The organism is Allomesorhizobium aridi (assembly GCF_043769475.1).
GTDB lineage: Bacteria > Pseudomonadota > Alphaproteobacteria > Rhizobiales > Rhizobiaceae > Allomesorhizobium.
Genome location: NZ_CP171728.1, coordinates 351,315 through 368,492 on the forward strand (window position 1 = coordinate 351,315; position 17,178 = coordinate 368,492).

Annotated in this window: 11 protein-coding genes and 5 pseudogenes; 8 read left to right on the forward strand and 8 right to left on the reverse strand. The window is 59.3% G+C overall.

Features of this window, described 5'->3' with window-relative positions:
• Positions 1-38: 38 nt before the first annotated feature.
• Positions 39-371, reverse strand: a complete 333-nt coding sequence (locus tag ACG873_RS01695) for a hypothetical protein (RefSeq protein ID WP_394885810.1) — start codon at positions 369-371, stop codon at positions 39-41.
• 191 nt (positions 372-562) lie between these two features.
• Between ACG873_RS01695 and ACG873_RS01700 the strand changes: the two are divergent.
• The 6 genes and pseudogenes from ACG873_RS01700 to ACG873_RS01725 form a co-directional block, all read left to right on the forward strand.
• Positions 563-874: pseudogene (locus ACG873_RS01700) on the forward strand (hypothetical protein); the annotation flags it as partial.
• Positions 831-1,298, forward strand: a pseudogene (locus ACG873_RS01705) (transposase); the annotation flags it as partial. The pseudogenes ACG873_RS01700 and ACG873_RS01705, both read left to right, overlap by 44 nt.
• Positions 1,299-1,487: 189 nt before the next feature.
• Positions 1,488-1,740, forward strand: a pseudogene (locus tag ACG873_RS01710) (transposase); the annotation flags it as partial.
• A 135-nt stretch (positions 1,741-1,875) separates the two neighbouring features.
• On the forward strand, positions 1,876-2,607 hold the full coding sequence (locus ACG873_RS01715) for a Crp/Fnr family transcriptional regulator (protein WP_394885812.1): 732 nt from the start codon (positions 1,876-1,878) through the stop codon (positions 2,605-2,607).
• 1,514 nt (positions 2,608-4,121) lie between these two features.
• Positions 4,122-4,919 carry a GGDEF domain-containing protein gene (locus tag ACG873_RS01720; RefSeq protein ID WP_394885814.1) on the forward strand — a complete coding sequence of 266 codons (798 nt, stop codon included), beginning with the start codon at positions 4,122-4,124 and terminating at the stop codon, positions 4,917-4,919.
• A 743-nt stretch (positions 4,920-5,662) separates the two neighbouring features.
• Positions 5,663-6,826, forward strand: coding sequence for a pilus assembly protein (locus ACG873_RS01725; RefSeq protein ID WP_394885816.1), 1,164 nt, complete (start codon positions 5,663-5,665; stop codon positions 6,824-6,826).
• 648 nt (positions 6,827-7,474) lie between these two features.
• On the opposite strand, the pseudogene tnpC reads toward ACG873_RS01725, so the two are convergent.
• From tnpC to ACG873_RS01745, 4 genes and pseudogenes are all read right to left on the reverse strand, one after another.
• Positions 7,475-9,086: pseudogene (tnpC, locus tag ACG873_RS01730) on the reverse strand (IS66 family transposase).
• A gap of 70 nt (positions 9,087-9,156) precedes the next feature.
• Positions 9,157-9,474: an IS66 family insertion sequence element accessory protein TnpB gene (gene tnpB / locus ACG873_RS01735; protein ID WP_394885818.1), complete on the reverse strand. Its 318-nt coding sequence runs from the start codon at positions 9,472-9,474 to the stop codon at positions 9,157-9,159.
• A gap of 25 nt (positions 9,475-9,499) precedes the next feature.
• A complete protein-coding gene (gene tnpA / locus ACG873_RS01740; RefSeq protein WP_394885820.1) occupies positions 9,500-9,919 on the reverse strand; it encodes an IS66-like element accessory protein TnpA in 420 nt (139 codons plus the stop codon).
• A 176-nt stretch (positions 9,920-10,095) separates the two neighbouring features.
• The gene (locus tag ACG873_RS01745) at positions 10,096-10,419 is read right to left on the reverse strand and encodes a hypothetical protein (protein ID WP_394885821.1); all 324 of its coding nucleotides are present in this window, start codon (positions 10,417-10,419) and stop codon (positions 10,096-10,098) included.
• 308 nt (positions 10,420-10,727) lie between these two features.
• On the opposite strand from ACG873_RS01745, the gene ACG873_RS01750 reads away from it, so the two are divergent.
• Both ACG873_RS01750 and ACG873_RS01755 read left to right on the forward strand, forming a co-directional pair.
• Positions 10,728-11,879, forward strand: coding sequence for a helix-turn-helix domain-containing protein (locus tag ACG873_RS01750; RefSeq protein ID WP_394886151.1), 1,152 nt, complete (start codon positions 10,728-10,730; stop codon positions 11,877-11,879).
• Between the two features lie 384 nt (positions 11,880-12,263).
• The gene (locus ACG873_RS01755) at positions 12,264-12,875 is read left to right on the forward strand and encodes an RNA ligase family protein (protein WP_394885823.1); all 612 of its coding nucleotides are present in this window, start codon (positions 12,264-12,266) and stop codon (positions 12,873-12,875) included.
• Between the two features lie 292 nt (positions 12,876-13,167).
• Here the strand turns inward: ACG873_RS01755 and ACG873_RS01760 are convergent.
• The 3 genes and pseudogenes from ACG873_RS01760 to ACG873_RS01770 all read right to left on the reverse strand — a co-directional run.
• Positions 13,168-13,937 (reverse strand): IS5 family transposase gene (locus ACG873_RS01760; RefSeq protein WP_394885678.1). Its coding sequence is split into 2 segments (ribosomal slippage): positions 13,168-13,614 and positions 13,617-13,937, totalling 768 coding nucleotides; the frame shifts between segments, so codons are not numbered across the junction.
• 114 nt (positions 13,938-14,051) lie between these two features.
• Positions 14,052-15,443, reverse strand: coding sequence for a TolC family outer membrane protein (locus ACG873_RS01765; protein WP_394886153.1), 1,392 nt, complete (start codon positions 15,441-15,443; stop codon positions 14,052-14,054).
• Positions 15,444-16,569: 1,126 nt separating this feature from the next.
• Positions 16,570-17,137: pseudogene (locus ACG873_RS01770) on the reverse strand (IS5 family transposase); the annotation flags it as partial.
• Positions 17,138-17,178 lie beyond the last annotated feature (41 nt).

Consider the following 17,178-nt stretch of genomic DNA (forward strand, 5'->3'; position numbering starts at 1 on the left):
GATTCTGACGATGTGGTGGATTGATTGGTCGCGACCGTTTAGGCGTTAACATGCACATCGTCCAGTCCCTTCGACGACGATCCAGGGACGATCCTCTTTGCCCTCCGCCTGCCGAGCCAGTCGCCGAGTTGTTCTCCGTCGTCATACGGCGCAGACATCCTGATCCTGATTGGAACTCCGACAATCACATCAGCGGATGAAATGTCGACCTCGACCGCAATGACCACAAGTCGCAAGGCTGCAGCCTCCTCCTGAACCCGACAGGCCACGAGGAGATTCAGTCTGCAGCGCGACAGCGCGTCCCCATCCATGGCTATAGTCTCGACGCTCGCGGCAGCGTCGTCCAACGCATTGTCTGAATTGATCAGCATGGATCGATTCAGTCCACTTATGTTTTCGCGCGGTCCGGCGCTTGCAGTACTGGCAATTGCGGCATTCACCCTAGCCAGTCCGCCAGACCAAGGCATCCATTTCAGGTCTTGATGCGATCAGCTCATCAAGTCTCGCATCGTATCGCTCACTGGGATGTGCCGGCACCATGTAGAGGGTTACCGACCGCGGCGTCTTCGAGACGTTCGCCGGCATGTTGGGTGACACGCGGCTCGAGCCCGACCTCGATGATCTGCTCTCTGGTCGTTCGTCAATCTCTTCCATTGCGGAGGCGACCATTTCACGCGCGACCTCGACCGCAATGACGATGCCCAGCGCGATAAGCCAGCGTGAGCAGGACGGGACCGAGGTGAAATCAGGCGTGCTGTAGCGGCTTACCCAAGAAGGCCTCACCCTCGTCGACCGCCGCAACGCGTTCGAGTTCATGCGCGATACGGCGGCCGACCTGTTCGAGGTGCAGGCCACGCAAGCATTCCATCCCCGATACGCTATCGACAGCAGCCGAAACGATCCTTGCAGTTTCCACATGGAGGAAAGTCAGTTGGCGTCGCGGCACCAAAGGCCGATTGACCGCGCGCTTTGCTGCCCTGCGCATTCGAATTGCGGATGGCAGTCCGCAGCGTATCCTCGACAAGGGACAGCAGCACATGCCGGGCGAGGAAGCCTGGCTGGTTGGCGAGTGGCGCTCTAACGACGAACGCAAGTACTATCTGTCCAATCTTCCAGCCGAGGCGACATTAAAGCAGCTGGCGGCGGCCATCAAAGCCCGATGGGTTTGCGAGCAGGCCCATCAGCAGATGAAGGAAGAGCTCGGTCTCGATCACTTCGAAGGCCGATCGTGGCAAGGCCTCCACCGACACGCACTGATGATCATGATTGCTTATGCCTTCCTGCAACATCAGCGCCTACACTAGGCAAGGCGGGAAAAAAAGGACGAGACGCGGCCCGCCTAAACCGACACTGCCAGCCATCCGACGCGCCGTCATAGCCGCGCTCTCAACCCACCATCCCCCACAACGATGTCCACACTGCCGTATCCGGTTCCAATCGACCCCAAAATCAATTCTGCCAAAGTAGTGCTAGGTCACATACTACGAGAAGACCGCGCTGTCAGTCCATGTGCCTGCTTTATCGATAGCCAGTCGGTGAAGACGACGGAAGCGGCGTAATTAGGGGCTTTGACACGGAGGTGAACGGCCGCAAGCGCCACATCGTCACACGAGGACTGACGGTTGGCCTCGTCGTCCACAGCGCTGCGATTCAGGATCGCGATGGCGCTCCCGAGGTTTTGAAGACTATCCGAAGCGCTGGCAGTGGCTGCGTCATGTCTTTGCCGACGGCGGCTACAGTTGAAATTCAGCAAGCGGGTAAAAACTTCACATTTTTGTAACTGGCGCCATATGAGCAATGCGTATGAAGTAGTGGCGAGCATACGAATGGCTCCCTGGGGACATTTCAATTGGGTGGAGCGGAGTGGTATGGCATATGGAGTTTCCGTCGCGCATTTCTCCGCGGGTACTCGACATTCCCATAATAGGGAAAGCTTTGAGCGACGCGGACAAAGCTAGTGCGAACGGTCTCGGGATGATTTTGAAGCGTTATCCTGCGCACACGATTATTACCCGCGAGGGAGACGGCGAGGACCGCATTTTTTTCGTAAGCTCGGGCTGGAGTTGCATCTATACCGATTTGCTCAGTGGCGAGCGGCAAATTATCGACTTTCCGGCCGGCGGGGATGTCATCGGACTGCGGACCAGGCGAAGTCCGAGTCGCGTTTCTTTCAAATCAATCACAGAATTGACGGTCTTTGAGATGGCAGCGAAAGCGCTGACATCGGCATCCGAACATTCGCCGACCCTTGCCAGCCGGCTACTTTCTGTTGCGGCTCGGCAGAGAGCGATACTTATCGAGCATCTTACAAACATTGGCAGGCGGAGCGGAGCGGAACGCGTGGCCCATCTCCTACTCGAGATGGGGGCGCGACAACATTATGGGCAGATTGCTAATATTAATGCTTACGAATGTCCTCTTACTCAGCACGACCTCGCGGACGCGCTCGGACTGACCGCTATCCACGTCAATCGGGTGCTCAAGGAGCTACGTCAACTTGGTCTCCTTTCCTTCCAGCACCGAATCGTTGAGATCCTTGATCTAAACGAAATAATTAATCTGACCGACTTTAGTCTGTCATATTTGAAATACGACGATTTTGCTTGAGAATGAAGGAAGTCAATGTTTTTCCAAAGCACCGCATCAGTCAGCTGTACAACTCGGCGAGTCATCTCTGCAAGGGTGTTGAAATCGTCTGCCAAGGCCAGAGAGAAGAGGCTTTCGCAGATTTTTACGAACTTCCTAACATAAGTTAGCGCCGTCGTTGGCATATTATGCAAGTTTGTATCGGTTATGTTTATTTCCTCGGGGGCAGTTCAACCTTAGTCGAGCGACTGCGATTAGATTGTCACCGCCTGCCGGCGACAATCGGGCAGTTACGACGATCCGTCACATCCCAATAGAAGCTCTTCCATGCGCAACGTGCGACGTCAGCCAAGGCAGGGCCAGGAAGACATCGTCGATCTTGTCGGTGTCGATCTCCATGAGAGCAGATTATCACAGGCAGTGCGCGTCTGCCGCGGCTCAGACCGGATGGATACTGAGTATGCCCCTATCCAACATTTCCGAATGTCATGACCATACTCCCTGGGCGGCAACATCAGGCCGGACCATCAGCCCGTCGATGGCCATCGAGCCTCCGGCCATCAGGGACTAGCCTTCAGCAGTCGGTCGCTGAAAACCCTGACGAGCCGCTTCAGTACAATCCCCATAGTGCATATCCTGCCCACGGCTTCGCTCAATCCGGATTGCAATGAGGTCCGCCGCCGAGCGCGCCCCCTTGAACAGGCGGACCTCACAGAAGCCTCCAGATTGAACGGCCGGATGATTCGTGATTCCGCGTGATGCGTGCAGCGCGTTGCCGGGCCTTACTGAAGGAAAGGAAGACATCGTACAATGGTCAAACTACTCGAGCACCCTGTCGTCGACGAGAGTCTCGATACATTCCAATCTCACATCGTCATAACAGAGAATTCGCTTCAATCCGTCAGAGACCGCAATAGCATGTTCCTCAAGAGAGAATTCCTCATCGACTGACACCGTCACTGAGACGGTGATCCGCACCTTGCTGTCCATTAGCTGCCCCTCAAAATGCTGAGACAATGGATTGGATTGCCGACCGCTGCAATACCTCCAAATTGTCGGTCCACAGCTGAATCCCGCAGCGAGAATATGGGGCCTTGCATGAGAACCAAGGTGCTTCCGCATGACGTCGCCATGGATTGGGAGCGATTCCGATCGTGCCAACCGCCTGTCCCGAGGCAAGCCTGTTCCGCAGAAGCGCCTTAACCGCGGCTTTAGCCCGCAGGACGATGAATGCCCGGTGTGAACCGGCCTGCATCGCGCATTGGTGATCTACGCGGGCCACAACAGCATCGTCCTGAACCAGATCCCTGGTCCCTGGTCGATATGTCCTTGAAACCCCGTTCGATTTTCAGACGGCATCCTTGCGCCGAGGCCAGATAAAGCTGATTGACTTCGCATACGAATTCGGCGAACGCCAACCAGTTTCCGCACACGCAACGGAGACTTGATCGAGTACTTCAAATGCGCACTTTTTCGGATACCTTAGGTTTACGCGAGTCCGGTAGGTCAATGCTCATCCATGAGGGGTAAGACCGGTGCCCACAACAACCATGATATATCAATTTTTCGGCCGTCTTTGGAACTCCCCAACGGGACTGGCAATCCTCGGAACCGTCGGCTGTCTCCTCGCCTCACTAGCCATCAACTATCTCCTGTTTGTCATGGAAGACGTCGATCCGTTCCGCCAGATTGTGATCAGTGCCATCGTCCTTCCGGTCGTAATCGGAGCCCCATTGTTTTTCTCCCTCGGCATCAAGCTGCGCGAACTTGCACGGTTCAGACGGCAGCTGAACCGCTCGCTTTCAACCGATAGTTTAACCGAATGTCTCGACGGAGTTGCATTCTCCACCCTTGTCGAAGCATTTCGGGGCAGTTCCGGGACAAGAGGTGAACGTCGCAACGGCGCTCTCCTGGTGATTGAGACCGACTACTTCAAATCGATAAATATGCGCTTTGGACGTAAGTGGGGTGATGAGGCGCTGCGTCTCGTCGCAGAAGTAATCCGGTCATCTATAAGAACCGGCGATGTGGTCGGCCGCGTCGGAGGCAAGGAGTTTGGCGTTTTTCTCCCCGGCGCCAGCCGAAAGAATGCGCAGGACGTCGCTGAGCGCATTCGATCTGCCGTGTCAAACGCCGTGTTCGAACCGGGAGGGGAAAGGTGTCCGCTGACAATTACCTGTGGAGCAGCAATATTCGACGAAGCAATCGAATTCGACCATCTGTTTCGCGCTGCGGACATACGGCTAGACGATGCCAAGACCGCAGGTCGCAACCGCGTTGAATACGCGTATCTCCAAAACGGCTCGCCAGAAGCAGGGGCGTCGCATCACTGAGGACTCGACGACCTTCTGCAAATTCTACCTACCGAGGGACGCGCTTTGAAGGCTGCCATAGGCTCTCCTGATTAATGTTGTATCACTCGACGGACCCGCCTCTGACATAGGCGCTCACGTCTAGAAACCCTGCCCATATCGTCTCCTTGCACTCGTTCGAAAAGACTGCACTGTCAAAGGCTGGGATCAAACGGCCCAGTCATATTCCTCGTAACGCCTGTGCCAGTCGTTACGAATCTCGCCGCTCCGCGCTTGGCCTCGGCAAGCTTCCGCTTTATAAAACCGCCTATCACATAAGTTTACACTTTTACGGCATCTTCAGACGCCAAGGTTCGCCGGTCCTGGCAGGCCGCGCCTTGACGACCGTTTCTCATTGCCGCAAATCGCCCCAGGTCACAACGCAACGCTTCCCGCCCAATAGCACGCCATATTTTTGAGTGCCAATGACCTGCTGCCGCCGTTCACGACAGGCTCTTTCACAAAAGCCACCTGCACGCCGCAGTGTGAAAGAACGGCCACGCCTGCGTAATTTTCTTCACGCGCCTGCGATCTGGCAGTATCGTCATCAGCCGTTAGCACGACTAGCAGAACCGGAAGGCCGCGCGGTGCCAATTCTCACCGCCAACCTGCAAACGTGGTTTTCGTGGTCTTTTTCTTGCGGGCCGCCTGAGGGCATCGGCGACATCACAGCACCTCTATGCTAACCATTATTACGAGCAAGGTGTGAAAGACGGGCCAACAGGATGAATGAATTAAGGACAAAAGTCCTGCCCACGAAGCGAAAGCATATCGCGGTTTATTCAGCCGATGCACAGTCGCGGCGCGACTTAGCAGCCAAGCTCGATTCGCTTGCGATATACGATGTACAAGCCGCGGATTTGGATGCCTTCCTAAGGACTCCGGCGGCGGACGCGTGGCCAAGTGTAGTCATCCTGGATGTCGGCGAGGGCGATTTTCTCAACGATTCAAAAATCGTCGAAGCGCGCGTGGCATGGGGCGCTGTTCCGCTGATTGCGCTGTCGGATGAACTCAATCCCAACCAAATACGCAATATGGTGCGCCTCAACGTGGCCAACTGGCTGCGGAAACCGCTCGACGGCAAGGAACTGTGTGACGCCGTTACGTCGTTCGACAGCGGCATGCGCACGACGAAAAGCCGGATCACTACCTTTGTCAGCGCCAGCGGCGGTGCCGGCGCGACAACACTGGCGCTTTCCGCGGCGGGATATCTTGCCGACAGATCCGCCGAGCACGCGGCCGGAACCTGTCTCCTCGACCTCGATTTCCAGAACGCCAATTGCGGCGCCTATCTGAATCTGTTCAACGAATTCGATATGGACGGGATCGTCGGCCATCCCGACCGGCTCGACGCAGAGTTGATGGACGTCATCAAGCTTACGCGAAAACCCGGCTTCGCCGTCTATTCTTTCGAGCGACCCGGATTGCCATTCGAACCTAAAGGAGCAGATTTTGTTTTCAAGTTGCTCGATCTCGCGGCGTTTCGGTTCGACGACGTCATCATCGATCTATCTAACATGGAGACGCCCTGGCAGAATGCCGTGCTGTCGACCAGCGACCAGATTTTTCTGGTGTTTGAGCTGAACATTGTATCCTTGAGGAAGGCTAGGCGACTCTATACCAGAGCACGCGAGAGCCGTGGCAACGCAGTCAACATCACGCTTGTCGCAAACAAGCGCAGGCGCAAGTTATTCGGCAGTCATTTCTCACGCGGGGAGTTGGAGAAGTTCTTCAAGTTGCCGCACATCAGCGTCCTTGGTCTTGATACTCCGCTTCTCACCGAAGCACTCAATCGCGCACTGCTGCCGTCTGAGGTGTATGCGCGCGCCCGGTTCAACAAGGACCTTAAGCTCTTATTTCGTGAGCGGTGGGATAGAGAGGACCGCTAGAGGCCGGGCATTTGGGCCTATTGTTCTACCGTCTGCGCTTTTGCTTCATCTGACTTAGCAACATGCTTGTTGATTTGGCGAGCATCGGCCGCTGGGGCTCCGGCGATTGGCCAGAGGGCTGCAGTTAACCGGACGGGCATTCGACATGTTGGCCAAAACCGCACGCAATGCGCTGGGAACCGCCCTGTTACGGGCTCCACGCCCTGGGGCCCCGCTACTCTTGTGCGCGCCCATTATACGGCGCTGCAATCGCGCGGTCAGATTCCCTCTCCAATCTCCGTGGCCAAGAGGACACTGCAGATTGCCCGGGATATTTGGCCATACTCTTGATGGCCCGACCCAGGTACACTCTGCTCAATGGGCAGGGGGTAAAACGGACGATAATCATCGCACCGACAATCTGTGGAAGAAACCGCAGCCGTCGCCGCGCGTTAGCGAACCGCCGGTGCTTAATGTCCGGCGGGTTGTCAGGTCATGCAGGGATGCGACCGTCACCTAAATGGCTCCGTATCGGCAAGAAGCCGCAGAACGGCGGTGACACCAACTGCTTTCATTGCGGGCAGCTGTTCTTCGTGCACCAGCCGCGTGCCGCGTGGTGGTCGTTTCGGATTGTGCCAACCCTGTCTGTAAGCGCCCAGCCGTGGCCGTTCAGCCGGCGTGGTGGTTGAATGGCAGAAAGTGATCGAGATCGCGGTGGGGCCAGCCGGCGGCGATGCGCTAGAGAGTCTGGGCGAGCCAAGCGAGCGGATCGACGCCATTCATTTTCGCGGTCTGCAGGGGTGTGGCGATCGTGGCCCATGTCTTCCCGCCACCGTCGCTGCCCGCGAACAATGCATTCTTTCTTGTAATTGTCTGGGGCCGGATTGCCCACTCGACAGCGTTGGAGTCGATGTCGAGACGGCCGTCGTGCAGGAAGCGTTCGAGCGCCTCACGGCGGCTCCTGGCTTAGCGGATTGCCTCGGCGAGTTTCGATTTGCCGGAGATGCGGCCCAGTTCCCTTTCCCAGAACGGCCAGAGCTCGGCGACGATGGAGGCCGACTGCTCCTGGCGTGCGGAACGGCGGACGTCGGGGTCCTGGCCGCGGATTTCTTCCTCGACCGCCCACAGCTCGGCCATCCGCTCGACGGTTTCGCTCGCCACATGTGAGACGCCCGACACGTGCAATTCATAGAACTTGCGTCTGAGATGCGCCCAGCAGGCCGCCAGCGTCACCGGACCACCCGCGCGCTTCGCTTCCGCGAGCCGGTTATAGGCGCCCCATCCGTCGACCTGGAGCAATCCGGTGTAGCCGCAGAGATGGCGCTCCACGCTCTCGCTACCGCGGCTATCCTCGAAGCGGTAGGCGACCATGGGCGGTGCCGTGCCGAAGGTTCGATCGTCCCGCGCATAGGTCCATAGCCAAGGCCGTCTCCGTCTTGCCGGAGCCCGGCGACAATGTCGGCAGCGTCGTCTCGTCGGCATAGACCCGTTCGCCCTCCTTGATTAGCGCCAGGATGCGAGCGGCGAGCGGGGCGAGAAGGAAGCCGACATGGCCCATCCAGTTGGCCATGGAGTTGCGGCTGATCTCGACGCCGTCGCGGGCATAGATGCCCTCCTGGCGCTAGAGCGGCGGGCCATCGGCATATTTGGAGACGGCGACATGGGCGAGCAGCGCTTCGCTCGGCACACCGGCTTCGACGAGGTGACCCGGCCCCGGCGCCTGGCTGACGCCCTCCTTGCTCTGCGCGCAGCCATGTTTGGGGCGACGGGTGACGATGACGCGGAACTTCGCCGGCGTCACGTCGAGCCGCTCGGAGACGTCTTCGCCGATCCTGACCGGTTGGCAAGCGCCGCAGGCGCAGGGGAAGATCTCAGGCTCGATGACGATCTCGACGCGCTCCAGATGCGCCGGGAACGCCTTGCGCGGGCGGCTCGCACGTCGCCGCTCGCCTGTCGACCTTGCCGCCTCGAGTTCGGCCTCGATCGCGCCAAGCCCGGTCTGGACCTCGGCGAAGGCGAAGGCCTGCTGGTCGGCATCGAGCTTCTCGGAACTACGGCCGAAACGGGCGCGCTCCAACTGCTTGATGATCACATGAAGATTGGCGATCCGCTCTTCGGCGCGCGCGTCGCCATCTGGACGATCTCGGCCTTGAGTTCCGCCGTTTCGCCCCGGAGTTGTCCCGCCTCGGTCTGCAGTTCGGCCTTTTCCGACGCTAATGGCGACGAGCATCGCCTTGAGCGTGTCGACGTCGTCGGGAAGGGCCGAAGCGCTATTCGTGATAGGCCCACAGAAGCATATTCGACCCGGTTCCGGGACTGCTTTTGTGCCGCCTGAGTCACTTCGCCACGGCCTATCCGGCAGATGTCGGGCGTCGCCTCCGCTCGGCCCGAACACGCGTCCAATCCATGCCTTCAACGAGCGCCATCAATTGCGGCGGGGCAAGCCGGATCACCCCATTCTCCACCCTTGGCCAGCGGAACTTGTCCTCGTCCAGCCGCTTGGCGAACAGGCATAGACCCGACCCGTCCCACCAGACGATCTTCACGCGGTCCGCACGCTTGGCTCGGAACACGTAAAGCGCGCCGGAGAACGGATCAGCGCCTGTGTCGCGCATCAGCGCTGCCAGAGCGTCCGGACCTTTTCTGAAGTCGACCGGCCGCGTCGCCACATAGACCTCGGCTCCGGTAGGAAGATCATGCCGATCGCAACGCACGGATCGCCTCGACCAGAAGGGTCGCTCCTATACCGCTGCCTACGCGGATCGTCGCATCGCCGATGACGATCTCCAGACCGCCCGCACGATCGGCATCCCCAGGCGCCACTTCCACTGGCGCGAAGCTCTGCGTCTGGATCTCCGGCTTTGCCGACAGGATCTCGATGGCGCCGGAGCGGATCGCCTTCCGCCGCCAGGCAAACACCTGCTGCGGGCTTACCTGGTGCGATCGCGCTACCGCCGAGACATTCGCGCCCGGCGTCATCGCCTCTCCCAGAATCCGCGCCTTTGCTTCATCCGACCAGCGACGGCGCGGTACCGCCGGGCTCGCTTCGAGACGATCGGGAACCGCCTCGATGACTGTAAATGTTCCAGGTCTTGACTTGGGTGCAGACTGCAAACAAACCTCCCGTGAGAATCATCACGAGAGTGTCGCGTCCTTCATCGGTCCGCGAAACACGGGGCCTGCTTGGCGCTTGCCCCTGTCTCGACGATTAGCCAGGCGCAACAAGCCCGCAGGGCGAGCCGTGGCGGGCTTAACACGCAGCGTCATCTGGGCGGGATTTCACTCGGCAGCTATTTCTTGGGCGATCCGTCGTCGAGGTGTTCTGTTTCGACCGCTTCCAATCCGGGACCCGTGATCACGGGTTGCGGCTCGTCGGCGGGAATCTCTGGAGTGAGCACCGTAAGATCCATTCTGGCGATCATCGACGCGGCTCTTCCCTGAGCGCCCGGTGCAGTGTCGTCTAACTCCGCGACCATCACCTTTGCTCTGTGGCCCACGCTGTCTGCACTCTTGCCGGCCGATGTTCCTTCAGCCCCGTCTGCTGCCCTGCCCACCTTCTCATTTTCGGTGGTCTGTGGTGTGTGTCGGTTCTGCACCCCAATTACCGAGATCATTGCACCCTCCGCTGTTGAAACCAAGGTGATCTTACGTGACGGCGCTGATGCGAGGCTTACCGCCATGCCAAACGCCCGCACCTTCGCAGCAGGCGCGCTCGTTGGAATGACAGTCCAGTCATCTGCCGCGGAAGGCCGGGCGATCCTGCAACACGAACGGGTCCGGCGGCATCCACTGGATCAAGTCGACCCGGCGACTGACATCACTTTCCAAACGTCTTGCCATATATCGCTTGCCATATATCGGGGGGTGCACCACATAATTGAGGGGGCTGACGAATACTGAACCGGATAATTGCAACTACGAGATGGGAACCTACAAAAAACGAGATGAATCGCCTGCGAAACTGATGGAACCGTCAGCGGGTGAGCGGCGGCGTTGGCCGCGCGAAACTCAGCCGCAGAATGAGGTTTCTCCGCCGCCCCCGCCCGTGCTCAAACCTCTGTCTTTTTCAACGCTTGATCTGGCGCCGCAATTTCAGTTTGCCGCTTGGCAGGCGCAAATGGCGCCCCTTGTTGAAGTGAAGTTGCCGGATGGCAAATCGCCGAACGATGGTTTCCCCGCCGAGCACACCGCCTGGAACCTCGGTAGCATGCTCATCGTTCAACAGCGCACGCCTCCCCATAGGTATGCGCGTTCTGCCGCAATGCTGCGGTCCAGTTCGATCGATCATTGGTACGTCGCCTTGCCACGTACGGGGCGTGCGTGGACGGAAGTCGATGGCCGCGTTACAGAAAGCCATCCGGGCAAGCTGGAGATCAGATCGCTTGGCCGCCCGTTCAGCGGGAGGACAACGGAATCCGAAGGCCTCTTCGTATATTTACCGCGTGATTTATTCGCTGAGGTAGCGGCAACCCTCGATGCAAGGAACAATTCAACTCTGTCGGGCAACTTCGCCAACCTTCTGGTCGACTATGTCGACGGCATTGAAGCAAGGTTGCGCAGCCTCACGGCTGAAGATCTGACCCGCATCGTACACGCAACACGCAGCATGATCATCGCCTGCCTCGCGCCTCCGGCGGAACATGATGCTGCAGCCGAACAATTGGCGGGCATTGCGCTGATGGAACGCGCTCGCCGATACGTGCAGCACAATCTGGGCGCAGCTGATTTGACACCGGATTCAATGTGCCGGGCCCTCGGCGTCTCACGCACCCGCCTCTATCAGTTGTTCGAACCGAGCGGCGGTGTTCTCCATTACATACAAAGTCGCCGCCTCTTTGCCGCCCATGTTGCGCTCAGTGATCCGGCGGACGGCCGGCGCATTGTCGATATAGCTGAAGCTACCGGATTCAGTTCAGCGGCCAACTTCAGCCGGGCATTCAGCAAGGAGTTCGGTTACAGTCCGCGCGAAGCGCGGAATATCGTGGTGTTTCCGCGCCCCGCCCACCCTGTTTCGTTTGCCGAAAACGAGAAAACCTCTTCCTTCGAGGGTTGGCTCAAGACGCTTGGAAGCTGAGTACAGGTCGGAGATGGTTGAGATCCACTAGAGCGCCAGAGAGGACTCTCAGGCGCGTTGCTCGCCTTGTTCGCGACAACTATGTGAATAGGATTGAAGAATGACACCGCGCGACAATCGCCTATACCCTTCCCACCTATCAGCAACCTAAAGTTGCGTAGCCAACCGGAGACAGCACAAAAGCGACGCACTAACAGCGAAACGTATCCCCGGATAAATTTCTGGACGCGAAGCTAACGACAATTTTCGGCCTGGTCAGTAGATGTTGCAACGTGGCTTGGCGGGGGGCACAGGCGGCAGACTTCCAAGAAGTAGGTTTCGGCATGACTGCGCCATCAATCCAGCATCTCCGGCGCCTCCGCGCTTGCCGCAAGGGGGCTGCCATTGAGTAAGCGTGACAAGGGCGGCCGGTTGGAATTCATTCCGCCGCAAATCCCCACATTGGTCGAGCAGCCGCCCGAAGATGACGGGTGGGTTCACGAGGTCCAGTTCGACGGCTACCGGACGCAGATCATCATCGATCAAGGCGGCGTGCGTCTCTACAGCAGGAATGGCCATGACTGGACCACAAAATACTGGCCGATCGCGCTGGCAGTCGAGCTGCCATGCAGGGCTGCGATTCTCGACGGCGAGGTCATCGTAACCGACGAGCGGGGCGCTCCCGACTCCCCTGCGCTGGAAGCCGCGATCTGGAACGAGCCGAGCCGGCTGGTGTTCGTTTCCTACGACATCCTCCATCTCGACGGCCGCGATCTTTGTCCTTTGCCCCTAATCGAGCGCAAGCAGCTCCTGTGGCAACTGGTTGAGCCTGGTGCGGGCAAGGTCCGGTTCAGCGAGCATTTCGAGGGTGATGCGCTGGCAATCTTTCGCGCCGTCGAGAAGATGGGTCTTGAGGGCATCATCTCGAAGCGCGCCGACAGCCGCTACAAGAGCGGCCCGTCCAAGGCATGGCTGAAAGCCAAAATTGCTTCGAGGGAGCCAACCTTGACGTGCTGAGCGTCGTTCGCAAGTCGGGCACGGCGCCAACGGCTCTGATGGCCACGCATCACGGCGAAAGGCGGGACTTCAGCAGTGCGGTGAACGCCTTGAGGGCCGGCACTCGCCGGCTAAAGCAGCCGCTGGCGCGGGCGGCAGTGGCTAAGTGAACACCACTGCGCGGATCTCCGGAAAACACAAGGAAAGCAGCAAGAGAGCCAGCGCCGCTGCGGAGCAGATTGGCGAAAGCCCCCGGGCGAAGATGTATGTGTCATTGCAGAAGACGCCGAAGGCAGTGGCGACGCATGTCCGATTAGGCCGCAGACTCATAACTTTTCAACCAGATGCGAACCGACGCGAGTTTGATTGCTGCGAGGAAGTTTAGCGGGTCTCTGTCGTAGCGCGTTGCGATGCCTCTGAAGTGTTTGAGTTTGTTGAAGTATCGCTCGATGAGATTGCGCTGCTTGTAGACCCATGCGCTGAAGGGGAAGCTGCCGGTTCGGGTTTTCTTCGGCGGGATGTTTGCCCATGCGCCTCGCTGCGCCGCCAGGTCGCGAATGACGTTGCTGTCGTAGGCGCGATCTGCGAGCAGGATCGCATCGGGCTGAAGGACGTCGAGCATGGCGACTGCGGGTTTGCCGTCATGTGCCTGCCCTGCGGTCAGGACGAGATCGACCGGTCGGCCTTCGGCATCGACGAGCGCGTGGATCTTGGTCGTGAGCCCGCCGCGGGAACGTCCCATGCAACCATCGTCATCGCCCCCTTTTTTGCCGTGGCCGCATGTTGATGAACGCGGACACAGGAGGAGTCGATCATGATGATCTCGCCGTCGAAAGCCTTGGAAACCGCAGCGAGCAGCCGATCCCAGACCCCGGCTTTGCGCCATCGCACGAACCGGTTGTAGCATGTGGTGTAGGGGCCATATCGATCCGGCACATCCGCCCAGGGCGATCCGGTCCGGAAACGCCAAAGAATGCCGTTCAGAACCTTGCGGTCGTCAACGCGCGCCACGCCGCGAACCTTGTTCGGCAGATGAGGCTGGATCACACTCCATTCAAAGTCACTCAGTTCGTAACGGCGCATTCAGGCCTCCAAAAGAAGCCTTGAATCAGAACTCGTCACAAAGCGGTACCTCAATTTATGAGTTTGCGGCCTAGTTTTGACGTAGTTCCAGCATCCGGTTGAAGAGGGCGGCTCTCAGCGGCCGTCGGGCGTCCTGAGACCGAACCACTTGTCCTTGACGGCCTTATAGTGCTCTTCGGGCTTGTATTCGGCAACGTTGAGCCCGAGCCGGCGGACGGAAAGGTCACCGGCGCCCGACAGGATGGCGTAGCTCGCCACCACCAGGTCGCGTTCGGAATTGGCGACTGCGATCTGGGCGTCGATGACATCGGCCTGCGCGTCGAGCACGTCGAGCGTAGTGCGCTGGCCGACATTGCGCTCTTCGATGACGCCGCTGAGCGCGAGTTCGGCCGCCGTTACGGCTTCGCGCGTCGCGGCAAGCGTTTCCTGCGCGGCGACGTATTGCGTCCACGCCGACGTCACCGCCGCCCGCACCTGGTCGCGCTGCACATCCACCTCGATGCGCGCCTGGCCGAGCGATTCCTTCGACTGGCGCACCTGCGCCGAGGTCCTGCCGCCCTGGTAGATCGGCACCGTCAGCGTCGCGCCGATGCTGGCGTTGTTTCCCCATTCCTCGGTAACGGAGGGACCGCCGCCAACGCCGGGAAGTATACTCTGCTCCACCGCGTGCCGCTCGGTGTAGGTCCGCGCGAAACCAGCCTGCGCTGAAATCTGGGGCAGCAACTGGCCCTCGGCCGATTTTACGGTAAAGCCCGCCGCATCGACCAGATGCTCTGTCGCCATGATGGCCGGATGCCGGCTTGAAGCGACGCCGACCGCCTGATCGAGACTTGCGGGAAGAAGCTTGGCCAGCGGCGACGCGGCTTGCAACTGGCCCGGCTCCTCGCCGACGATCTGGCGATAGATCGCGGCGCTGGAACGTGCCTGTGCGTGCGCCGCAGCGACCTGGGCGACAGCGGCCGAGCGGCTGGCATCGGCCTGGGCCACGTCGGTGCGGGTGCCCTCGCCCACCTCGAAGCGCGAGCGCGCGGCGCGCGCCTGTTCGGACAGGAACTCCAGGTTGCGCTCCAGGAGCACCGCCACCTGGCGGTCGCGAATCACATCCATATAGGCGCTGGCCGCATTGAACAGGATGTTCTGCTCGGTATTGCGCAGGCTTTCATTGGAAGCGAAGACGCGCGATTCGGCCGCGGCGACATTGTTCTTGGTCTGGAAACCGTCGAACAGCGTTTGACGTATCTCGACGCCGAACGAACCCGTGGTGAGCCTTGTGCCCGACTGCGAGGCGTAATTGATGCTCGACACCCCGTTTATCGTCGGCCGATAGCCGGATTTTGCAATCGCCACGCCCTCGTCGGTCACCCGGACGCCGGCGCGTGCCGAATTGAGAGTCGAATTGAGCTGATAGGCCTTGGTGAGCGCGCCGAAGATGGTTTCGGCGGATGCGGTCAGCGGAGAAAGCGCTGCCGCTGAAACAAGAACGGCGGCAACGATCCCCCTGCGCATAAAAGACACCACTCAATCCCTCATTCATTCAAGCGACAGTCGGTCCCCCTGACCCACTGCTTTGATGTCTTATTAAGCCCTCTGCATTGCGGTCGAGCCGGGCCGCCATTAACCAACAAATTTGACCGCCGGCGTTCGAGGCACGCCCCTATTTGGGAGTCTACGGACCGGCAAGAAAACTGATGATTGGCACGCGCTACACACCGCTACATATTTATGGTTAACAACATCTGAATGTCCATGGCTGTTTAACCTTTGGTACCCCTTGCCACGCCTATAACTTTGCTGACGGTTCGAACGTTGTGCAGGGAATTCCACGTCGTCGCCCTCTGGCGTTGATACCGTGCCCAGGCGTCGTTCGATCCTGTCTGACGGCGATCACATCACAGCGATGATCGTCGAATGGTCGACCCTGGCGCGGCGCACCGACATCATCTGCTCTAGCGGACCGGCGCCTTCTCCCGCTACAGGTCGGTCAAGAAAGGCTCGAGTAGTGTCCGGAGCTTTGGAATGGCCGTATTGCCCGTCACCGCCCGCGTCTCCTCGCTCGCGGTAGGCGCCGCGGCTCGGGACAGCGCGGCGATCTTCGGTAACAACGCTCTCATCTGGGACGCTACGCCGCGGGCTGGGCGTCCGGCGCGAGCGAAGGTACGACGGTTCTTAGCAAGCTTCAACGGATCCCTACTCGAGTGCCATTCAATGGGCCGTAAACGGCTGCGACGCGCACGCAAGAGCATGATCAGTACACGTTCCAGACTTTCGAGGTATTCAGGAGACATGATCTTGGTTGGAGGGTCTTTGGCGCAGTGCGGGGGAGCAGTTGACATTCCGAATATAAGACAGTCACATGCTGAATCTAGAGCATCGGACGTTCACGAAAACGCCATATCTTTGAGCGCCGAGGCGAGCTCGGGCATCGAAATGAGTCTTGAAAATGCGTCGGTTCATGGGATGGCATTCGAGGTGAACTCGGTGGTCGGAGACGATCATGCGGGCTTGCCGCGGCGGGAGATCAGCTCCGTCAGTTCACAGCGACACGACGCCTGCCGGCATCAAGCCTATCGCCAGCGCTATTGCCGAAGCTTTGGATCAATGTTTTGCTGTTCACCACGTATTTGGGTCGGACTCATAGCCAATAGCTGACGGTTGCGGCGATGCAGACGGCGGCGAGGAAATTCTGCGCGAGACGGTCGTAGCGGGTGGCGATCCGCCTGACGTCCTTGAGGCGGCAGAACATGCGCTCGATAGCGTTGCGATCCCGGTAGAGGTAGGGTGAGAAGCAATTCTTCCACTTCCTGTTGACCTTGGGCGGAATGTTGGCGAAAGCGCCCCTACCGCTGACTTGCTGGCGAATGGCGTTGCTATCATAGCCCTTGTCGCCATGCAGGACCGGCGCTGGCGGCATCTGCTCGATGAGGGCTTCCCCCGCCGTGCAGTCGGCAACCTGGCCGCCGGTCAACAGGAACGCGACGGGTCGGCACAGGCCATCGGTCAATGCGTGGATCTTGGTGGTGCGTCCGCCGCGTGATCTGCCGATCGCCTGATTTCGCTCCCCCTTTTTCCGCCGCTGCACAGCGGTGCGCACGAACGGCCGAAGAATCGATCAGGAGCTGAGCTGGTGGTCCGCCCGCATTGGCGAGCGCATGGAAGATCGCACTCCATACGCCCTTGGCTGACCAGCGCTGGAACCGGTTCTAGATCAATGGCAGCCCTTGCGGCAAACAGCGTGTCAGGT

Coding starts and splice junctions, on each gene's coding strand:
- ACG873_RS01695 (WP_394885810.1), bottom strand. CDS start 371: ATGCTGATCAATTCAGACAATGCGTTGGACGACGCTGCCGCGAGCGTC.
- ACG873_RS01715 (WP_394885812.1), top strand. CDS start 1,876: ATGGAGTTTCCGTCGCGCATTTCTCCGCGGGTACTCGACATTCCCATA.
- ACG873_RS01725 (WP_394885816.1), top strand. CDS start 5,663: ATGAATGAATTAAGGACAAAAGTCCTGCCCACGAAGCGAAAGCATATC.
- ACG873_RS01745 (WP_394885821.1), bottom strand. CDS start 10,419: ATGATCTCGGTAATTGGGGTGCAGAACCGACACACACCACAGACCACC.
- ACG873_RS01750 (WP_394886151.1), top strand. CDS start 10,728: ATGGGAACCTACAAAAAACGAGATGAATCGCCTGCGAAACTGATGGAA.
- ACG873_RS01765 (WP_394886153.1), bottom strand. CDS start 15,443: ATGCGCAGGGGGATCGTTGCCGCCGTTCTTGTTTCAGCGGCAGCGCTT.